The 21,161-nt window shown below is 51.2% G+C and carries 18 protein-coding genes; 1 reads left to right on the plus strand and 17 read right to left on the minus strand.

Annotation, left to right across the window (positions count from 1 at the left end; all coding sequences use genetic code 11):
- Nucleotides 1–240 precede the first annotated feature (240 nt).
- Nucleotides 241–1,203 carry a M23 family metallopeptidase gene (locus QN379_RS02155; RefSeq protein WP_323505856.1) on the minus strand — a complete coding sequence of 321 codons (963 nt, stop codon included), beginning with the start codon at nt 1,201–1,203 and terminating at the stop codon, nt 241–243.
- Between the two features lie 66 nt (nt 1,204–1,269).
- On the opposite strand from QN379_RS02155, the gene QN379_RS02160 reads away from it, so the two are divergent.
- Complete coding sequence (locus tag QN379_RS02160; RefSeq protein ID WP_322240393.1) at nt 1,270–1,782, plus strand: hypothetical protein; 513 nt, start codon at nt 1,270–1,272, stop codon at nt 1,780–1,782.
- 215 nt (nt 1,783–1,997) lie between these two features.
- Here QN379_RS02160 and lpxC read toward each other — a convergent pair whose 3' ends face one another.
- From lpxC to rsmH, 16 genes are all read right to left on the minus strand, one after another.
- Nucleotides 1,998–2,933 (minus strand): UDP-3-O-acyl-N-acetylglucosamine deacetylase, encoded by a 936-nt coding sequence (lpxC, locus tag QN379_RS02165; protein WP_323505857.1) that lies wholly within the window; start codon nt 2,931–2,933, stop codon nt 1,998–2,000.
- Nucleotides 2,934–3,123: 190 nt separating this feature from the next.
- Nucleotides 3,124–3,627, minus strand: coding sequence for a peroxiredoxin (locus QN379_RS02170; protein WP_322235353.1), 504 nt, complete (start codon nt 3,625–3,627; stop codon nt 3,124–3,126).
- Between the two features lie 369 nt (nt 3,628–3,996).
- Complete coding sequence (ftsZ, locus tag QN379_RS02175) at nt 3,997–5,184, minus strand: cell division protein FtsZ (RefSeq protein WP_322235350.1); 1,188 nt, start codon at nt 5,182–5,184, stop codon at nt 3,997–3,999.
- 220 nt (nt 5,185–5,404) lie between these two features.
- Nucleotides 5,405–6,637, minus strand: a complete 1,233-nt coding sequence (gene ftsA, locus QN379_RS02180; protein ID WP_322235348.1) for a cell division protein FtsA — start codon at nt 6,635–6,637, stop codon at nt 5,405–5,407.
- Between the two features lie 13 nt (nt 6,638–6,650).
- The gene (locus QN379_RS02185) at nt 6,651–7,415 is read right to left on the minus strand and encodes a cell division protein FtsQ/DivIB (protein WP_323505858.1); all 765 of its coding nucleotides are present in this window, start codon (nt 7,413–7,415) and stop codon (nt 6,651–6,653) included.
- A 76-nt stretch (nt 7,416–7,491) separates the two neighbouring features.
- Nucleotides 7,492–8,478 (minus strand): D-alanine--D-alanine ligase, encoded by a 987-nt coding sequence (locus QN379_RS02190; RefSeq protein ID WP_323505859.1) that lies wholly within the window; start codon nt 8,476–8,478, stop codon nt 7,492–7,494.
- Nucleotides 8,479–8,616: 138 nt separating this feature from the next.
- A complete protein-coding gene (murC, locus tag QN379_RS02195) occupies nt 8,617–10,026 on the minus strand; it encodes a UDP-N-acetylmuramate--L-alanine ligase (RefSeq protein WP_322235343.1) in 1,410 nt (469 codons plus the stop codon).
- Nucleotides 10,016–11,107 carry an undecaprenyldiphospho-muramoylpentapeptide beta-N-acetylglucosaminyltransferase gene (gene murG / locus QN379_RS02200; protein WP_323505860.1) on the minus strand — a complete coding sequence of 364 codons (1,092 nt, stop codon included), beginning with the start codon at nt 11,105–11,107 and terminating at the stop codon, nt 10,016–10,018. The genes murC and murG overlap by 11 nt, the downstream gene beginning before the upstream one ends.
- Nucleotides 11,104–12,369: a putative lipid II flippase FtsW gene (ftsW, locus tag QN379_RS02205; protein WP_416186802.1), complete on the minus strand. Its 1,266-nt coding sequence runs from the start codon at nt 12,367–12,369 to the stop codon at nt 11,104–11,106. Before ftsW ends, murG begins: the two co-directional genes overlap by 4 nt.
- Nucleotides 12,366–13,892 carry a UDP-N-acetylmuramoyl-L-alanine--D-glutamate ligase gene (gene murD, locus QN379_RS02210; protein ID WP_322235338.1) on the minus strand — a complete coding sequence of 509 codons (1,527 nt, stop codon included), beginning with the start codon at nt 13,890–13,892 and terminating at the stop codon, nt 12,366–12,368. Before murD ends, ftsW begins: the two co-directional genes overlap by 4 nt.
- Nucleotides 13,893–13,900: 8 nt before the next feature.
- On the minus strand, nt 13,901–15,070 hold the full coding sequence (mraY, locus tag QN379_RS02215) for a phospho-N-acetylmuramoyl-pentapeptide-transferase (protein WP_322235335.1): 1,170 nt from the start codon (nt 15,068–15,070) through the stop codon (nt 13,901–13,903).
- Entirely contained in the window at nt 15,070–16,557 is a 1,488-nt protein-coding gene (locus QN379_RS02220; protein WP_323505861.1) for a UDP-N-acetylmuramoyl-tripeptide--D-alanyl-D-alanine ligase, read from the minus strand. The genes mraY and QN379_RS02220 overlap by 1 nt, the downstream gene beginning before the upstream one ends.
- A complete protein-coding gene (locus QN379_RS02225; RefSeq protein WP_322235330.1) occupies nt 16,554–18,137 on the minus strand; it encodes a UDP-N-acetylmuramoyl-L-alanyl-D-glutamate--2,6-diaminopimelate ligase in 1,584 nt (527 codons plus the stop codon). Before QN379_RS02225 ends, QN379_RS02220 begins: the two co-directional genes overlap by 4 nt.
- Nucleotides 18,137–19,900, minus strand: a complete 1,764-nt coding sequence (locus QN379_RS02230) for a penicillin-binding protein 2 (protein ID WP_322235328.1) — start codon at nt 19,898–19,900, stop codon at nt 18,137–18,139. The genes QN379_RS02225 and QN379_RS02230 overlap by 1 nt, the downstream gene beginning before the upstream one ends.
- The gene (gene ftsL / locus QN379_RS02235) at nt 19,897–20,169 is read right to left on the minus strand and encodes a cell division protein FtsL (RefSeq protein WP_322235325.1); all 273 of its coding nucleotides are present in this window, start codon (nt 20,167–20,169) and stop codon (nt 19,897–19,899) included. Before ftsL ends, QN379_RS02230 begins: the two co-directional genes overlap by 4 nt.
- Nucleotides 20,166–21,152 carry a 16S rRNA (cytosine(1402)-N(4))-methyltransferase RsmH gene (gene rsmH, locus QN379_RS02240; RefSeq protein WP_322235323.1) on the minus strand — a complete coding sequence of 329 codons (987 nt, stop codon included), beginning with the start codon at nt 21,150–21,152 and terminating at the stop codon, nt 20,166–20,168. Before rsmH ends, ftsL begins: the two co-directional genes overlap by 4 nt.
- Nucleotides 21,153–21,161 lie beyond the last annotated feature (9 nt).

The following is a 21,161-nucleotide window of genomic DNA, read 5'->3' on the forward strand; positions in this document are numbered from 1 at the left end:
AACTTAGGATGTATGCAAAATGGTCTCAGCTAGCCCTAATAAAGACGGCATTACGGATGTAACGCTGGTAGGCATGACTCCGCTGAGGCGGTTTTGCTTAAGTCCTATAACCACATAAGTACAAGATTTTATCATGTGACCTCCGTCACGTTGGGGTTATGCGCGAGGAAACAATCCCCCCTTATCCAATTTGTATCAGACTTTTGTATATTGACATTTAATAAAGTGTCAAAAAATTAACTACCTCCCGATCAATACCGCCATTTTTGCCTGATCGGTACCAGCCGCAAGAAACTTGCGCGGATCTTGAGCGCCGCCTTTGATTCTGACTTCAAAATGGAGGTGCGGTCCAGTAGAACGTCCGGTACTGCCAATATCCGCAACATGTTGTCCGCGTTGCACGATATCACCCACTTTTCCCAATAATTTGGAGGCATGTGCGTAACGAGTAACGATATCGTTGCCGTGATCAATCTCGAGCATATTGCCGTAGGCCGGATGATATTCTGCGGCAATAACTACTCCGGCTGCGGCTGCAACAATCGGCGTGCCGGTCATTGCCGGAAAATCCAACCCTTCATGGAACGCACTGCGGCCGGTAAAAGGATCCACTCGCCATCCAAAACTGGATGAGTTGTAATTTACTGCAACCGGTTGGTTGGTCGGCAACAGCTTTGCTTTGATTTTGTCACTCATTAATGTGGATTCAAGCACATCCATATAGTCGGCCCGATGACCAATATCACGCGCCATCGAATCCAGCGCTAATTGGAACTCAGTAATGCCGAACGCCCGTGACTTCCGTTCATTCATGCTGGACGGCTCTGCGCCGCCAGTTCCCGGTGTCCCTTTGAAATTAAACTCTTCCGGCTTCACACCCGCCAAACCCTGAACGCGCTCGCCCAATGCATCAAGGCGGAGCAACTGCGCCTGCATCTGACCTAATTTAATGGCCATTGCGGCGAGATTTTCTTTCAAAAATTTATCATTGTCAGGAACACTCCCAGTGTTGCTGAAGGAGACTGGCGTCTTCATAAAAGGTATAGATACGCTACCAGCATAACGAAATGTCAGAAAATACAGCAACACCGTCGTCAATAATACCGCTATCAGAAATAACACGATCAACATTGCAATATGACGACCACCTAATGTGATCGATTTAGCACGAGAGAAACGGGGATGCAGAAGAATTACTTGCATCGCGGCCGCTCGCCAATAGCGGTTAGATCGCCCTTCGCGTAATAGGTGTGATATCGTTTCGTGATCATGCGCAAACTCTCATTTTCCTCTTCATTTATGCAAGCGGCCGGTTCGAAGTCGTCCAAATGGATCTCCCGAGAGGCCACTGACTTCCTGCGCGACAACGACAAAATGGCAGCGCTGCTGCCAACCCTTACTCGTATGGCGGCTTTACAAAAACAGTGTGCCGCTGGCTTACCAAGCATGTTTGAAGCGTGCGAGGTATTGCATTTTGAATCAGGCCAACTAGTTCTCTCGGCCCCAAACGCGGCATTAGCAACGAAGTTAAAACAACAACTACCAAAACTTCAGAATTATTTACTTGCGGAGAACTGGCAGGTTAATGGAATTCGGATCAAAGTACAAGTAAGCCAAAGCCTACAAAAATTAACGCCAATTAAACAATTTAGCCTCACGCCGACTGCAGTTTCCGCATTCGCGCATCTGGCTGGAGCATTAGAAGAGTCGCCGCGCAACGAAGCATTGAAAGCGGCTCTTGCCGCAATGGTCAAAAGATACACAGACGAACAGAGTAGATAAAGCGCGCAGACCGAATATATTCATGGTTACGCTGAATGACTGCGGCATGCCATTAGACACGATAAAAGAAATTGCCAATTAAACAATCTATCTCGTAGGAATTGGATGGTGGGATGGTGGGATGGTGGGAATTAATGATGCAGCAAAAAAAGTCCATCGTTAGCGCTCAAAGTGAAAATTTAATCACCTGATCCACGCTAACGAGACAATGCTGCTTAGTTCAACGCCCATTCCTGCTCAACCTGACGCTGATACGTATCAGGTGCAGATGCAAGGTTTTCAAAGCTGACAATTTCGTACGCATCGGGTTGTGCCAACAGTGCGCGCAATAATTGATTATTCATCGCATGACCGGACTTGTGAGCGGTGTAACTGGCAAGTAACGGATGGCCGATAAGATACAAATCACCAATAGCATCCAATATCTTGTGCCGCACAAATTCATTTTCGTAGCGCAGGCCGTCACTGTTCAAAATACGATACTCGTCCATCACGATCGCATTTTCTAATGAACCACCACGCGCCAAGCCCATTCCTCGGAGAGTTTCAACATCCTGCATGAACCCAAAAGTGCGCGCACGGGCAATTTCTTTCACATAGGACTCAAAACTGAAATCAACTTCGGCGGTTTGTCCTGTCCCATCGACAGCAGGATGATGAAATTCAATAAAGAATTTCAGCTTGAAACCGTCACAAGGTTCGAGCCGCGCCCATTTTTCCTTGTCGCCCTCGCCCTCCCTGACTTCCACCGTTTTTTTGACTCGAATAAACTTTTTCGCCGCGCCTTGTTCTTCCAAACCGGCCTGCTGCAGCAGAAACACAAAAGACGAGGCAGAACCATCCATGATGGGAATTTCTTCCGCGGTCAGATCCACGTATAAATTATCAACGCCGAGACCTGCGCATGCCGAAAGCAGATGCTCGACCGTCGATACGCGTTGACCATCTTTGGACAGCACTGACGCCATTCGCGTGTCGCCCACCGCAGTGGCGGTTGCAGGAAAGTCAATGACTGGATCGAGATCGATACGACGGAAAACAATACCGGTGTTTATCGCTGCCGGGCGCAAGGTCAACCCAACCTTGGTTCCGGAATGCAATCCGATACCGACGGTTTTGACAATTTTTTTGATGGTGCGTTGTTTCAACATGTCATCATTATAGATGTTGCCGCCAACAGCGACTGTAACGAAGTGTGGTCATTGTGGGATAAAAAACACGGATTAGGGCCATCTTCGACGCAAAATGCGCTAATTATAGGAGCCCCAATAAAAAACGGCGCAATCGCGCCGTTTAATTACCAATAACTCGTTCAGCAAATGGGTCGCAACCGACTCAATATTATATTTGCGACAACAGTACTTCCGCCGTCGATACTTCAAATGTCTTCGGCGCTTCAACGTTCAATTGTTTAACTACACCATCATCAATAAACGCAGAAAAACGCTGTGAGCGTATTCCCATGCCTGCTTTGCTAAAATCTGCGTCCAGACCCAACGCCTTTACGAAAGATGCATTTCCATCAGCTAGCAAACGCACGGCACCGGTCGCTTTTTGATCGCGGCCCCAAGCGCCCATAACAAACGCATCATTGACTGAAATGGCCCAAATTTCGTCTACGCCCTTCGCTTTGAATTCCGCGGCGTGTTTAACATAACCGGGCAGATGCTTTGCCGAACAGGTCGGCGTAAATGCACCGGGCACAGCAAACAAGGCAATTTTCTTGCCCTTTACTAAATCACTGACGTTAAAAGTATTTGGTCCTAACGAACAACCTTCCGTTTCTGTTTCAATGAATTCTGCTAATTGGCCTTCAGGCAAGGTATCGCCGATTTTGATTGTCATGATGATTGTCCTTATATCTGGGTGGTTTTATTGGTACTACAAAATGGATAAGAATTGCTCGCCACTTTATGGCGCAGCCAAATAATCTATTAACACTTTATCCGCTGAATTCTTACACTCAACGAACTACCGTCTGTTTTTTTATTCTTAAATTTTTAATCTTAATATTTAAATAAAAAGATTAAAAAAAACGCCGCGCCAAAAAGGTCGCGACGTTCTAAAGTATGCCTTGTTCCCCACATTTCTGCAGAGGTTGAAGCGATTTACAGTCAACGTTTCCTGGCGGACAAACCGCTACCAACCGTTGACTGGTCTTGCTTCAAATAACAATAGCCATTTTCGGTTAGTCCGCTTGCTTAGTCGGCTTGCTTAGTCCGCTTGTTTGCGCAAGAAAGCCGGAATGTCATATGTTTCCATGCCATTCTTTTCCAGAGCGCGTACTGTGTCCGACGCAGATTCACGACGCCATACTGCTGGCGCTTTCATCCCGTCAAACGACGAACTACCGTGGCCGACAGAATGTGAATTGGCGTGACCGTGTTGCATCATCGGCTCGTTGTGCGTTCCCGTGCGCAACATTTGTGGCTGCACCAGTTGAACCGATTTGCGCGCACGGCCAAGACCGGTTGCGACCACGGTAACGCGGATATCGTCGCCCATGGTTTCGTCGTAAGCGATCCCTTGTGCAATCGATGCGTCCGGTGCAGCAAACGCACGAACGGTAGCCATTACTTCTTTGATTTCTTTACCTTTGAGACTGCGGCTTGCGGTGACGTTGACCAGCACGCCACGTGCACCCGACAGATCGATACCGTCCAGCAATGGCGATGCAACTGCCTGCTCTGCCGCCAGACGTGCGCGGTCAACGCCGTGCGCAGTTGCCGTCCCCATCATCGCCTTGCCTTGTTCACCCATGATCGTCTTGACGTCATTGAAATCGACGTTGATATGACCCGGCACATTGATGATTTCTGCAATCCCGGCGACGGCATTGTTGAGTACGTCATCGGCGTGTTCCAGCCATTCGACCATGCTGTCGTCTTCGTAAATCTCTTCCAGTTTTTCATTGAGAATGATGATCAGCGAATCAACGTGTTGTGATAACGCTTCCAAGCCTTCGTCAGCGAGGTCCATGCATTTTTGACCTTCGTACGAAAATGGCTTGGACACCACCGCCACTGTCAGCGCGCCAAGTTCCTTGGCGATCTGTGCGACGACTGGCGCGGCACCGGTGCCAGTACCGCCGCCCATACCGGCCGCAATAAATACCATGTGCGCACCACGCAGCGCATCTTCAATCCGCGCGCGTGACTCTTCCGCTAATTGGCGGCCTACTTCAGGCTTCATCCCCGCACCCAAACCGGTCTCACCGATCTGGATAACGTTGTGCGCTTTGGAGTGCTTCAGCGCCTGGGCATCGGTGTTGGCAGCGATAAACTCGACTCCCGAGACACCTTTGTTGATCATGTGCTGAACCGCATTGCCACCAGCGCCACCGACGCCAACGACTTTAATCACGGTACCCAGCGTTGCATTGTCAAGTATATCGATTTCCATGATGTTTCCTTATAAAGTTGCAGCATCCAGTCAATAGGCATCACGCGGTGTGAGGCCTAGCAACTGACAACTGCGCGTTACACAAATAACATTAACCACGCCAATTTTAAATAATGTATTGCCATATCTGCTGCTTCTACTTTGCTTCTTTGTACTGCCTCGACCTTTTACTGCAACTTCAGAAGTTGTGTCTGACCCCATCTACACCACATTCCAACACTTAAAAATTCCCTAAAAACCATTCCTTCATACGTTGCCAGACTGCCTTCGCAGAGCCTTCCTGACGCGTCACAATATAGCCACGCAGATACTGCTTTTTCGCCTCCAACAGCAAACCCAGCACCGTCGCGTAACGCGGACTGCGCACCACGTCAGCCAATTGGCCGTTGTAGTGTGGCGTGCCTAAACGTGCTGGCTTCAAAAAGATATCTTCTGCCAGCTCGATCATGCCGGGCATCAGTGCCGATCCACCGGTCAACACAATGCCGCTAGAGAGCACCTCTTCATACCCCGACTCACGCACAACTTGATGCACTAGTGCGAATAATTCTTCGACGCGTGGTTCAATCACGGCAGCCAACGCCTGACGTGACAGCGTGCGCGAATTGCGATCACCCAGACCTGGTACTTCCAACGTTTCGCCCGGATCAGCCAGAATCTGTTTTGCGACGCCGTAACGCAACTTGATTTCTTCCGCTTCCGCAGTCGGCGTCCGTAACGCCATCGCGATATCGTTGGTGATCTGATCACCGGCAATCGGGATCACGGCCGTATGCCGAATCGCGCCTTCCGTGAATACCGCTACATCGGTTGTACCGCCACCAATATCAACCAGCACGACGCCAAGTTCTTTTTCATCAGTAGTGAGCACCGCATCGGCCGAAGCCATTGGCTGCAAAATCAGGTCCGATACTTCCAAACCACAGCGGCGAATACATTTGACAATGTTTTGTACCGCCGACACTGCGCCGGTAACGATATGCACCTTGACCTCAAGTCGGATACCGCTCATCCCGATTGGTTCACGCACATCGTCCTGGCTATCGACGATAAATTCTTGCGGCACCGTATGCAGCAATTGCTGATCGGTCGGAATGTTGACAGCCTTCGCTGTTTCGATCACACGCGAGACATCTGCTGCCGTTACTTCCTTGTCCTTGATCGCCACCATGCCACTGGAATTAAAGCTGCGTATATGGCTACCGGCAATACCGGTATACACATTGCGGATTTTGCAATCCGCCATCAATTCAGCCTCTTCCAGCGCACGCTGGATCGACTCTACTGTGGCCTCAATATTAACCACTACCCCTTTTTTCAAGCCTCTGGATTCATGCTGACCGAGCCCGATCACTTCGTGTCGTCCATCAGGCAGAACCTCAGCTACTACCGCCACCACTTTGGAAGTGCCGATATCAAGGCCAACGATCAAGTTTTTTGCGTCTTTAGTCATAATATTCCGCTTATTATTTTTTATTTCCCAATCCAGCACCAAGGCCACTCGCCTTTAACGCCAGACCATTCGGATAACGCATATCCACACTTTCAATCCGGTCCTGCAAACGCGACAACAACTGCGGATAAATCTCAACCAACCGGCCAACACGATCCTGCAAGGTTGCCTTGTTTTGTTCCCGCCCAAGCGCCACGGTCATACCGTTATCCAATTTAACGCTCCATGCATAACGCGGAGAAAGCTCCACATCTGTAGGTGTTAATTTGAGCGGCGCAAACCATTTCTTGAAATCCATGAATCGTGCAAGAACGTCTTTCTCACTACCGATTGGACCACCAAATTTCAACAGATCGCCGTCCTCTTCTGCCTCATCCAGATTGGCAATAAACAAATCACCTTTAACCGATAACAACCGTCCATCGTCGTCCCACGTGCCTAATGGCTGGTGTTCCTCAATCGTGACGACCAATTGGTTCGGCCATTCGCGTTGCACCGAGGCCTTGCGTACCCATGGAACCGACTCAAACGCTACGCGTACCGCATCCAGATTCGCTGTAAAAAAATTACCTTTAATTCGCGGCAAAGCACTGGCACGAATCGTCAATGGATTAACCCGACGTATCTCGCCTTGCCCCGCTCCCTCAACCCGGATAACCTTTAACGTAAACATAGGCCGTTGGGCCAGCCACCATACACCGGAGGCTAACAAGACGAGCAAAACCAGCCCAATCAGGGCATTGGAAGTTGCGTTCAATATTTTGATGTCTTGCCACATAATTGCTATCTTTATCGCTCGTATTTGCTACGTATTAAATTCGTTAAAATGTGTCCTGACCGAAATATCAACCTTTTCAGATTGGCGTCTCGTTGCTCTCGTGCCGCAATTCCAGTGATGCTGACGCCAGTATTTCCACACATAATTCTTCGTAACTTGATCCATCCTGCTTGGCTGACATCGGCACCAGCGAGTGGCTTGTCATCCCCGGCGATGTATTGATTTCTAAAATGAACGGGGCGTTGTCGCTATCCCGTAACATAAAATCAACCCTTGCCCACCCCTTGCAACCAAGTGCATTGAAAGCCTGTACCGCTAATGACTGTATGCGCTGCGTCAATGCGTCGTCTAACGGCGCCGGACATAAATAGGTAGTGTCATTGGTAAAATATTTGTGCTGATAATCATAGTTACCATCCGGTGCACGGATTTCTACGATGGGTAACGCGCGCGCGGTCCGACCTGCGCCCAACACTGGCACAGTCAACTCGCGTCCGCTGATAAATTCTTCTGCGAGGACCACTTCATCGTATTTTGCACACAAGGCGAAACCAGCATCAATGTCTGCGTAACCGGTTACCTTGCTGATGCCAATTGTCGAACCTTCATGCGGGGCTTTGAGCATCAATGGCAAGCCAAGCGCATCCGGCAATTGACGCAGCTCGTCGCTCGATACACTCGCGGAATCCAGGACAAGAAAACGTGGTGTTGGCAAATCGAGACTCTGCCAGACGCGCTTGCTCATTACCTTATCCATCGCAATCGCAGATGCCATCACGCCCGGACCGGTGTAAGGAATACCGAGTTGTTCCAGCGCTCCTTGAAGCGTGCCGTCTTCGCCAAAGCGGCCGTGCAACGCAATGAAGACGCGATCAAATTTTTCAGCGGCCAATTCCGCCAGACTACGTTCAGCCGGATCGAACAGGTGCGCATCAACGCCCTGGTTTTTGAGTGCCAGCACAACGCCGTTGCCGGACATTTTAGATACTTCGCGCTCAGCCGATCGCCCGCCGAACAGGACGCCGACTTTTCCGAATTGCTTGGTCATAGATTTTGTACTCATCACTTGCTCACTATCGCTGTATTACTCAGTATGTTTTTGACCGTATTGCTAATGTATCTCGCTTACTATGTTACGCATATCTTATTCATCCGAGCGATCCCAAAATACGCATCAAAACACAAAACAATTCTAAAAATCTTAGTCGGATGCAGTTTGATTGACCAGTTGCGCGGGTACGCTGCTGATAGAACCTGCACCCATTGTCATCACAACGTCGCCATCGCGTACTATGTTGACAATCGCCGCGTGCATATCCGCAATTTTCTCAACAAATACCAGTTCAGCCATTCCTGCCACGCGTAACGCATGGGCCAATGCACGTCCATCCGCCGCCACAAGAGGCGTTTCTCCGGCAGCATAAACTTCTGCCAGCACGAGTACATCGACGGTGGACAACACCTTGACGAAGTCTTCGAACAAATCGCGGGTCCGGGTATAGCGATGCGGCTGAAATGCTAATACGAGTCTCCGGCCCGGATAAGCACCACGCGCCGCCGAAATAGTCGCCGTCGTTTCGACCGGATGATGACCATAATCGTCAACCAATGCATACGTGCCGGCAGGCTGCGTATCCGTGGCGGGAACCGAGATTTCACCATATCGGGTAAAGCGGCGACCAACGCCATGAAACTCCGTTAACGCTTTTTGGATCGCGCCATCGGCAACGCCGAGTTCACGCGCAATCGCCACTGCGGCACACGCATTTTGCACGTTATGCATGCCGGGCTGATTGAGACTGATCGGCATTGGTGCATAGCCATCCTGAATCACGGTAAATTCCATATGCCCGGCAACCGGCCTGGCATCAATCGCCCGCACTTGAGCTTCCTCATGGAAGCCATAGGTGGTGATTGGCTTGGAAATCTGCGGCATGATGTCGCGCACATTTGCATCATCTATGCATAGCACCGCAACACCATAAAATGGCAACCTCTGCGTGAACTCAACAAAGGCCTGCTTCAACTTGTTGAAATCGTGATCATAGGTTTCCATATGATCGGCATCGATGTTGGTAATGACTTCAATCACCGGGGACAAGTTCAAAAATGAAGCATCCGACTCGTCCGCCTCGGCCACGATGAAATCGCCTGAACCTAATTTGGCATTGGCTCCGGCGCTGGTAAGCCGACCGCCGATAACAAAAGTCGGGTCAAGACCGCCTTCAGCCAGCACACTGGCAACCAGACTTGTCGTGGTCGTTTTGCCGTGCGTACCGGCAATCGCGATGCCGCGCTTGAGGCGCATCAATTCTGCCAACATGACGGCACGTGGCACGATAGGAATATGCTTTTCGCGACCGGCAACAACCTCCGGATTGTCTTCTTTTACAGCCGTCGAGGTGACGATGGCGTTAGCGTTTTGAATATTTTCGGCGGCGTGGCCCAAGATGACCTTAGCGCCAAGTTTAGCCAGCCGACGCGTGGCGTCGTTGCTGCCGAGATCGGAGCCGGACACGGTGTAGCCAAGATTTAACAACACCTCAGCAATACCGCTCATTCCTGAGCCGCCGATACCGACAAAATGAATATTTTTTACTTTATGTTTCATGACTACTTTCCGTGCTTACATATTCTTCAAGGACCTGCGCGATGGTTTGATTTGCATCGCGGCGGCCGTTCTCGTAGGCTGCCTGCGCCATTGCCTGACAATCTTGACGCGTCATGCGCATCAACAACCCAGACAAGCGCTCTTCACTTAAATCGTTTTGCGGCAGATGAATTGCCGCTTGTTTTGTCGCCATCCACTTGGCGTTGTCACGCTGATGCGAAGTGGTCGAAGCCACCAGCGGGATCAACACACTAGCAACGCCCGCCGCCGTCAATTCCGAAATCGTAATCGCACCAGCACGGCAGACCACCAAATCGGCATCGGTATAGCGCCGTGGCATATCGTCAATAAAAGCCACCACTTCGGCTGCGACGCCGGCCGCTTTGTAGGCCGCTTGCAAGGTTGCAATATGCTGCTTGCCAGATTGATGCGTCACGCTTGGTCGCGATTCCAGCGGGATCAGCGCCAATGCTGCCGGCAAACAATCATTGAGCGCCTTAGCGCCCAAGCTGCCGCCCACTACGAGTAACCGCAGCGGGCCGATACGACCGCTATAACGTTGCTCTGGCAAAGGCAATTGCATGATTTCCTGACGCACAGGATTGCCTGTGACCAGCGCCTTATTGGCTGCGGCACCAAATTCTGCCGGAAATCCAAACAAAACACGCTGCGCTAAAGGCGCCAATACTTTATTTGACAACAACAGCCCTGCATCCGCATTCACCAACACTAACGGCACCTTACGCAACCGTGCCATCACTCCTCCCGGCACGGTGACGTAACCGCCCATACCGAGAATAACGTCGGGCTTACGTCGGCCAATGAAGCTAAAACAGGCTGGAAAGCTGGCCAGTAACCGCCACACGCCACGCAATGAATGCGCAAGGCCTTTTCCGCGTAATCCAGAAAACGCAATACGATCCATCTCGATACCATGCTGCGGCACCAGATCGCCCTCCATGCCATGCGTCGTTCCGAGCCACGTTACCTGCCAGCCACGTTGCCGCATCGTGTCGGCAATCGCTAAACCGGGGAAAATATGTCCGCCAGTACCAGCGGCCATGATGAGCAATTTTTTCATTGCCGCCCCCCGCGCATCATGACTCTATTCTCGTAATCAATTCTCAACAAAATCGCCAACCCAATACAATTAATCAAGACACCTGATCCGCCGTAACTCATCAGCGGCAACGTCAATCCTTTAGTCGGTAACAAACCCAGATTGACGCCCATGTTAATAAATGTCTGCACACCGATCCAGATACCGATACCTTTGGCAGTCAATCCGGCAAAAACCTGCTCCATGGCGATCGCCTGACGGCCGATTTCAAAGGCACGCTTGATGATCCAATAAAACATCATCACCACTACCAGCACACCAACAAAACCGAGTTCTTCACCAATCACTGCCAGCAAGAAGTCGGTGTGCGCTTCCGGCAAATAATGTAATTTTTCAACGCTGGCACCAAGCCCGACGCCGAATATTTCGCCACGCCCAAATGCAATCAAGGAATGCGACAGTTGGTATGCCTTGCCTAAAGCATTGTCTTGATCCCATGGATTCAAGTAAGCGAAAATCCGTTCTCGACGCCATGGTGACAACCAGATCACCATCGAAAACATCACGGCCAGCATCGCTGTAATACCGCCGAACCAAATCCCGTTAATGCCGCCTAAAAATAAAATCCCCATTGCAATGCAGACGATTACACCGAGTGCGCCAAGATCTGGCTCCAACATCAGCAATAGTCCCACCACGCCGACGGCTGCCGTCATCGGTAAGAAACCTTTAGTCAACTTATGCATCACCTCTTGTTTGCGCACGGTATAGTTGGCGGCATAGAGGACGATGAACAGCTTCATTAATTCCGACGGCTGCAAATTAAAGACGCGAAACGAGAGCCAGCGTTTGGCACCGTTGACGCCCTTACCTAACCCGGGCACCAATACCATCGCCAGCAATACCAACGTAATCACAAACAAATAGGGCGCCCAACGTTGCCACGTGGCGATACGAATACGAAACGTCACAAACCCTGCGACCATAGAAACGCAGATAAAAATTGCCTGACGGAGCAAGAAGTTATAACTTTTGTAGCTCGCATATTTAGGCGAATCCGGTAACGCGATAGAAGCCGAATACACCATCACCAGACCAAGCAGCATCAACAACACCACGACCCACACCAGCGGTTGGTCGTACTCCATCATTTTTGAACGCTGAATGCCCGGCTTCATGCCATCGACAGAACGTGCACGAGCAGGAATAGGTGAAACTGGTGCCCGCGGCTTTTCCGCAGACTTATCGCTACTCCCTAAAAAGAATGGGAATGCGAATTTCATAAGCTTACCTCGCCACGTGCCAATGCCAGTTCGCGCACTTCAGCCACGAACACCTCAGCACGGTGCGCATAATTGCGGAACATGTCGAGGCTGGCGCACGCCGGTGACAACAACACTGCATCACCAGCATGCGCAAGCTCAGCAGCACGTTGCACCGCTTGCTCCAACGTATCGCAATCGACGATATCGATTCCGGCGGCCAGCAGTTCGCTGTTGACCGCATGGCGAATCGCATCGGCATCGCGACCAATCAACACCAGCGCCCGTCCATAACGCGCTAATGGTTCTGCAATCGGGGTAAAGTCTTGTCCTTTGCCGTCACCGCCCGCGATCAAAACCAACCGGTTCGCGCTGGCACCGCCGTCGGGTCCGCGCCCTAAACCATTAAGGGCAGCAACAGTAGCGCCAACGTTAGTGCCTTTGCTGTCGTCGTAATACTCAACGCCGTCAATACTGGCGACCAACTCCACTCGATGTGGTTCGCCACGGTATTCACGCAAACCGTGCAACAGCGAGGCAAATGGCAAACCGATCGCTCGCCCTAAAGCCAGAGCCGCTAATGCATTGGCGGCATTATGCTGACCACGAATCCGCAAGGCATCGGCTGGCATCAAGCGCTTGATACTGATGGGCAATGCTTCGACCTGATGCTTCTTTCCACGTTTCTTTTCAGTTTCTTCTGCGACCTCGGAAGCCACCACTAACCATTGCATGCCGTTCTCATTGGTCAAGCCAAAACAATTCGCCTTGTCCGGCTCATCAACACCAAAGGTAATGCTGGTGGCGTCGGCCATTTTCATGACGATTGGATCGTCACGATTCAAAACACGAAGTGTGTTTTCGCCGAAAATGCGTGCCTTGTCTCCAACATAAGCCGCCATCTCGCCATGCCAGTCGAGATGATCCTGGGTCACGTTTAATACTGTTGCCACATCCGCTTGCAAACTATAAGTGGTGTGCAACTGAAAACTGGATAACTCCAATACCCATGCTTGCGGCAAAGTTTCCGTATCCAAAGCGGTGCGCAAAACATCCAATGCAGCAGGGCTGATATTACCTGCGACCTGTACAGTTAAACCTGATCGTTGACATAGCAAACCGGTCAGACTGGTCACCGTGGTTTTGCCGTTAGTGCCAGTGATGGCGATCACTTTCGGGTGATATTCCTGACTTTCACGCAAAGCTGCCAGCGCTTGGGCGAAGAGTTCAATTTCTCCCCACACAGGAATTTCGGCGAGCAAGGCCGCCGGAATGATGTCTTTCAACTCCGCGTCCGGTACCAGACCTGGACTTACTGCGGCAAAATCGATGCCGTCTAAAAGCAAAGGATTGAATCTGCCATCTTCGACGCCACCCACAAACTCAACATCAGGAACCGCCTGCAGCAATTGCTGTAAACGCTCAGGCGCATCGCGCGTATCAGCGATGCGCAGCGTGGCCCCGCAGCGCGCTAGCCACAATGCCATTGCCAGTCCCGACTCACCCAAGCCCAGCACCAGAACATGTTTGCCGATGTAATTCATTACCGCTCTTACCTTAACTTCAACGTGGATAAACCAAACAACACTAACATCATCGTGATGATCCAGAAGCGGACGACCACCTGTGTTTCTTTCCAGCCTTTTTGCTCATAATGGTGATGCAACGGCGCCATCAACAAGACGCGACGTCCAATACCAAAACGCTTCTTTGTGTATTTGAAATAAATCACTTGCAACATCACCGATAGCGTTTCTACGACGAAGATGCCACCCATGATGAATAGCAATATTTCTTGCCGCACAATGACGGCAACTGTGCCGAGTGCGCCACCCAAAGCAAGTGCGCCAACATCGCCCATGAAGACTTGGGCCGGGTAAGCGTTGTACCAAAGAAACGCAAGTCCTGCGCCAGCCATTGCACCGCAAAAAATCAGTAATTCACCAGCCCCAGGAATATGCGGAATTAGCAGATATCGTGCAAAAGTGTAATTACCGGTTAAATAAGCAAAGACACCCAGCGCCGCGCCGACGAGGACAGTCGGCATAATCGCCAGACCATCAAGACCGTCAGTCAGGTTGACTGCATTGCTGGTCCCGACGATGACAAAATACGTCAGTGCCATGAAGCCCCATACACCCAACGGATAACTGACGGTCTTAAAAAATGGCACAATCAAATCTGCTTTCGGCGGCAGATCCATACTCAATCCAGATTTAATCCAAGCCACAAACAAATCCCAGACTTGCATATTGGTTGCGCCGGAAACCGAAAATGCCAGGCAGATCGCTGCCACAATACCGATCAGCGATTGCCAGAAATATTTTTCACGCGAACGCATGCCATTTGGATCTTTATAGACGACCTTGCGATAGTCATCGACCCAACCTATTGCACCAAACCCGAACGTTACTAACAATACGATCCAGACAAAGCGATTACTCAAATCACTCCACAACAACGTCGAAATGCCAATCGCAATCAGAATGAGCACGCCACCCATCGTTGGTGTGCCGGATTTGATCAAATGTGTTTGCGGACCATCGGTGCGCACTGCCTGACCAACCTTCAGGCGCGCCAGCATACGAATCACGCCGGGTCCTGCAATCAAGCCGATCGCTAAAGCCGTCAGCGTCGCAAAGACCGCACGGAAAGTGAGAAAATTAAATACGCGCAGAAAACTATGATCCTGCTGAAAAATTTGCGCTAGCCAAAGCAGCATTAGTGCGTCTCCTGTGGTGATGACGATGATGACGGTGTTGATAAATCCCTGACGCCAGGTGCGCTGACCAGATGCGCGACGACACGCTCCATTTTCATGAAGCGAGAGCCTTTGACGAGTACCGTTGTGGTGGGCGTCATGAGTGAGTCGGCAGTGGCAATCAATGCCGCGATATCTTCGAAATGTTGCGCTGATACGCCGAAAGCTTTAGTGGCATCAATTGCTAGCGCACCCAGCGTCAGTAAATGGGTAATTCCGCGTTGCTGGGCATATTCTCCGATTTCCTGATGGAATGCAGGACCGTCGTTACCGACTTCACCCATATCACCCAGTATCAACAATCGCGGCGGGGCAGATTGCGCCAGTACGTCAATTGCAGCGCGTACCGAATCCGGATTGGCATTGTAAGTATCATCAATAACTAACGCCCCCGCATACCCGGCATGTTGTGCTTGTTTGCGCTGCAAGCGACCACTGACCGGGACAAACGATTCCAGTCCTTGCTGAATCGCCGATATTTCAATACCGATAGCCAATGTGCAAGCAATGGCGGCCAGTGCATTCCGCACATTGTGTTCACCAGCTGCATCGAGTCGTACCGCGAACGTTTGTTTAGGTGTTGTGACGTGTAAGATGCTGCCAAATGCCGTTGGTTGATAAGTACAGTGCACATCGGCATCAGCAGAAAAGCCAAAGGTCAGCGACCGCACGCCTCCACCTTTGTCAGCAGTAAGCCCGCGCCACAGTGGCGTAAAAGGATCATCGGCAGGGAAAACTGCAATCCCGCCATCTGATAAGGCACTCATTACCGCGCCATTTTCTAAAGCCACGGCTTCGACACTGGCCATGAACTCCTGGTGTTCGCGCTGCGCATTATTCACCAGTCCAACCGTTGGCGCGGCAATAGCAGCGAGTACCGCTATTTCGCCGGGGTGATTCATTCCCAATTCGATCACCGCCGCCCGGTGGCTGGCATCCAGCCGTTGCAGGGTGAGCGGCACACCTATTTCGTTATTGAAATTACCACGTGTGGACAGATAACCGTCAACACCGAACGCGGCAGCCAAAATCGCGGCGATCATCTCCTTGACCGTGGTTTTGCCATTGCTGCCGGTTACGGCGATCAGTGGCAAAGAGAATTGTCGACGCCACCCATTAGCAATCGCGCCAAGTGCATTGCGCGTATCTGCCACGATCAGCGCAGGTACGGATAAATTGGTCGGCGCACGCTCAACGATTAATGCTGCTGCACCTTGCGCTATAACCTGATCCAAAAAATCGTGCGCATCGAAGCGCTCTCCGCGTAAGGCGACAAACAGGTTTCCCGGCACGACAGCCCGGCTATCGGTTGTTAAGCCGGTGATGGCAATGTCGCCAGCGGCAACGCTGCCGCTGCCATTAATACTGGCAAGACTCACTGTCTGTTGCCAGGACTGCAGCCAGGATTGCAGATCATCGACTGATGCAGTAAACGGAATCTTGATCATATCGGGCCACCTTTCATCGTGGCACGTGACGCCAACGCGAGGGCCGTATGATCAGCATCCAAAAATGGTAATTTCTTTCCTTTTATTTCCTGATAGGTTTCATGGCCTTTGCCAGCCAACAACACTACATCCGCTTTACCCGCCTTGCGCACAGCGCGCAGAATCGCCGCCGCCCGATCTTCCTGCGTTTGAACGGTTGCCGCTGATTTCATCCCTGCAAGAATCTGTGCAATGATCTGGCCCGGATCTTCGCTGCGCGGATTGTCGCTGGTGACGATCACATGATCGGCAATCTCTGCAACGGCACCCATCTGCGGCCGCTTGCCCGGATCGCGATCTCCGCCACAACCGAATACGCACCACAACTCACCGCCACGTTGCTGTGCGACCTGACGCAATGTAAGTAATGTTTTTTCCAATGCATCTGGAGTATGCGCGTAATCAATCACAATCAATGGCGCATCCTGACCACCAAATTGCTCCATGCGTCCGGGAACAGCGGTTAACCGCTCAAGCGCTTGGACCGCGGTATCCCATACGACTCCTTTGGCAAGCAAAACGCCTAAAATACCTAGCACGTTACTGACGTTAAACTGGCCAACCAGATGCGTTTTAATCTGGCCTGAACCGAATGATGAGACGACGTGAAAAGCCGTACCGCTGGCGCTGGTGCGTACTGCCGTCGCGCGCAGTATCGGAAATTCACCTAAAACGGCAGCACTTTCCATCGCCGCATCCGTCAAGGCATAACCAATAACGGCTGCCGAACCGCCTTCTTGTAGCATTTGCCGCGCCAGACGCAAACCCATCTCATCGTCAAGGTTGATCACAGCGTGTTGCAAACCCGGCCATTCAAAAAGTGCGCGCTTAGCTAACTCGTAAGTTGCCATATCGCCGTGATAGTCGAGATGATCACGGGTGAAATTAGTGAACAAAGCAATATCGACATGCAGGCCATTGAGGCGACCTTGATCCAGCCCGATAGAGGAGGCTTCAATCGCCAGCGCCTGCACGCCCGCTTGTTGCAGCTTCAACAGTTCAGTCTGTAAAAGAATCGCATCAGGCGTGGTATAGCCGGTAACCGTAAATTCAGCACGTTGGCGCGGTACAAAAGTACCAATTCCGAGCGTGCCGATGACGCCAGTCGTTTGCCCGAGCTGTGCCAATGCGTGGCCCAGCCATTGACTGCACGAGGTCTTGCCATTGGTTCCGGTCACGGCAATAACGCTCATATCGCGGTCAGGCTGCTGATAAAAGGTATTCGCTATCGGGCCTGCGAGTTTTTTCAGGCCATCTACAGCCAGATGCGGAACGGTCCAATCCGGATTCCATTCGAATTGGTGTACTTCAAATACAACTGCAACAGCGCCCTTTTCCAAGGCTTGGGCAATGTATGTACGGCCGTCGGCGCCATCGCCGGGGTAGGCAAAAAACACATCTCCGGCACTTATTTTTCGTGAATCGGAGACTAGTCGGACTGTCGGAGATGCCGCCGTTACAAGTCCTTCCAACCATGTCTGGATTGACGCCAACTTGGTTAGTGTGTTTAACGCAGATGGCGGGGATCGTCTGATAGTCATCAGAAACTCTCCTTCGGACCATCAGTCGGAATGATGATGTCGGTAATATTAGAGTCAGGCGGCACATTTAAGGTACGCAATGCATTTCCCACCACACTGGCAAAAACTGGCGCAGCGGAATCACCACCATAACGGTAGGCGTTGCTAGGCTCATCAATCATTACAGCAACAATTAAGCGAGGATCCGACGCTGGAGCGAAACCGACGAAATCAGCAATATACTTTTTAACGTACTTACCACCTTCAATTTTGTAAGCCGTGCCCGTTTTTCCGCCTACACGATATCCGGGCACTTGTGCTTTCGGTGCCGTACCTCCGGGCGCAGTTACTCTTTCGAGCATTGCACGCATGGTTAACGCCGTTTTTTCAGAAATGACGCGTTGACCAATCGGATCGGTAGTGACTTTTTTGAATGACAACGGGATCAAGTCGCCGTTGCGCGCAAAAATGGTATAGGCATGTGCCATCTGGATCAGTGATACAGATATTCCATGGCCGTAACTCATGGTTGCCTGTTCAATCGGACGCCATGATTTGAACGGACGGACGCGACCGGCGACAGCACCGGGGAAGCCAAATTTTGGTTGCTGTCCAAGACCGACCGTGGTGAACATTTCCCACATTTCTTCGGCTGGCATCTGCAAGGCTATTTGTGCCGTCCCGAGGTTGGACGATTTTTGGATAATCTGAGCAACAGTCATACTAAGCAATCCATGCGGGTGTGAGTCACCGATAGTTGCCGTACCGATCGTCATTTTATCCGGCACCTGGAACGTGGTTCCAGGTTGAATACGATTGGTATCAAGCGCCAATGCCACCGTGAATGGTTTTAGCGTCGATCCCGGCTCAAAAGTATCGGTCATCACGCGATTGCGCAGTTGCGCGCCGGTGAGTATTGATCGATCGTTAGGATTATAACTAGGCAGATTGGCGAGTGCCAGCACTTCGCCGCTTTTGGCGTCGACCACTACAATGGCTCCGGCTTTGGCTTTGCTCTTCTCAACCATCTCTTTTAGTTGAGTAAAAGCAATGTACTGAATTTTGCTGTCTATTGACAAGACAAGATCGCGACCGTCATGCGGCTCTTTGACGGCTTCAATATCTTCGACAATCCGACCAAGACGATCCTTGATAACACGGCGGCTACCAGTAGCTCCTGCCAGCGTTTTTTGTTGTGACAGTTCCATCCCATCTTGTCCTGCATCTTCGATATTGGTAAAGCCGACCACGTGCGCCGCTACTTCACCCTCAGGATAGAAGCGTTTATATTCGGGACGCGTTTCGATCCCGGCAATACCAAGCTTGGCTATCTGATCCGTCGCCTCTTTCTCGACTTGCCTCTTGAGGTAGACAAAGCTTCGATCAGAATCGAGCTTTTTATTTAACTCGGCCTGCGTCATATCAAGTAATTTTGCCAGCGCTTGCAACTTTTCTTTGGGCGCTTGCTGTACATCATCAGGAATCGCCCAGATTGCTTTGACCGGTACCGATGAGGCCAATACCTGACCGTTGCGATCAGTAATCTTGCCACGCGTCGCTGGCAATTCTAGCGTGCGTGCATAACGAGAAGCGCCTTGCTTTTGCAAAAATTCGGTAGATACGCCTTGTAACCATAACGCTCTTGCCACCAAAGCAAAAAAAGCTGCAAATAACATAAACAGCACAACGCGTGAACGCCAAACCGGGAGTTTGACTTTCAATACAGGGCTTGCGGTAAATGGCATGCCTTTGGATGCGGCGGTACGCGGTGGGTTGCGAGTCATTTGGCCCCCATCGTTAAGTACTGGGTGCGCTGCGGCGTCAATGGCACCATATTCAGGTCACGCCGCGCACCGGCCTCGATCCTGGCATTTTTGCCGAGAGTAGATTGATCAAGCTGTAGTTGGGACCACTCTATATCCAGCTGCCGCGCCTGGCTTTGGGCGCGCCCCAGTTCGATGAATAACTGACGTTCCTGATATTGCGCATTGACCAATGCCAGCGCGCAGATAACGAGCATTACCGTCAACATCGCGTTGACACGCCCGATCATGACTGATCACCTGTCATGAGACCTGATTTTGCGCTGCTGGCGAGACGCTCACCGACCCGCATAATGGCTGAGCGTGAGCGCGGATTGGCAGTCACTTCGGCGTCCGATGGCTTAACACGCGAGACTAGTTTTAACTGAGGTTGCGGCAAATCGACAGCAAGAATCGGTAAGCGACGGTCTGGCTGCGGCAGCTTGGCTTTGGAAGCCATATACTGCTTGACGATGCGATCTTCCAGCGAGTGAAAACTGATCACAACCAATCTCCCTTGCAGAGACATCTGCTCGAACGCCTGATCCAACACTATTTTGAGTTCTTCAAGCTCTTTATTGATGTAAATCCGGATAGCTTGAAATGTGCGAGTGGCCGGGTCTTTGCCCTTCTCGCGGGTTTTGACAGCGTTTGCCACGATCGCGGCAAGCTGTCGTGTGGTTGAAATTGGCTGGACTGCCCTGCCAGCAACAATCGCCTTTGCAATCTGAACAGCAAACCGTTCTTCCCCATAATCACGCACTACCTTTCCAATTGTTTGTTCATCCGCTATCGCCAGCCACGCCGCTGCAGACATGCCTCGCGTGGTATCCATACGCATATCCAGCGGTCCATCGGCGCGAAAACTAAATCCCCGACTTGCATCATCAACTTGCGGCGAAGAAATACCGAGGTCTAGCAATACACCATCTACCTGCGCAATATGACGATCCCGCAACGCTTCAGCCATCGTCGCAAAACTGTCATGTACGATCTCAAATCGCGGGTCGGTGATGGTGTTCGCGGTCGCAATTGCTTGCGGATCCTTATCGAACGCAATCAGACGCCCCATCGGTCCAAGGCTTTCTAAAATTTTGCGGCTATGTCCACCACGGCCAAAGGTACCGTCGACATACACGCCATCGGCACGTGGTCCAACAATGTTTAATGCTTCTACAGCCTCATCCAGCAACACCGTGCGGTGCTGGAATTCGGGCACCGATTGTTCAGTCATCTTGGCGCA

Origin of the sequence: Glaciimonas sp. Gout2 (assembly GCF_035018905.1) — a bacterium.
Taxonomy (GTDB): domain Bacteria; phylum Pseudomonadota; class Gammaproteobacteria; order Burkholderiales; family Burkholderiaceae_D; genus Glaciimonas.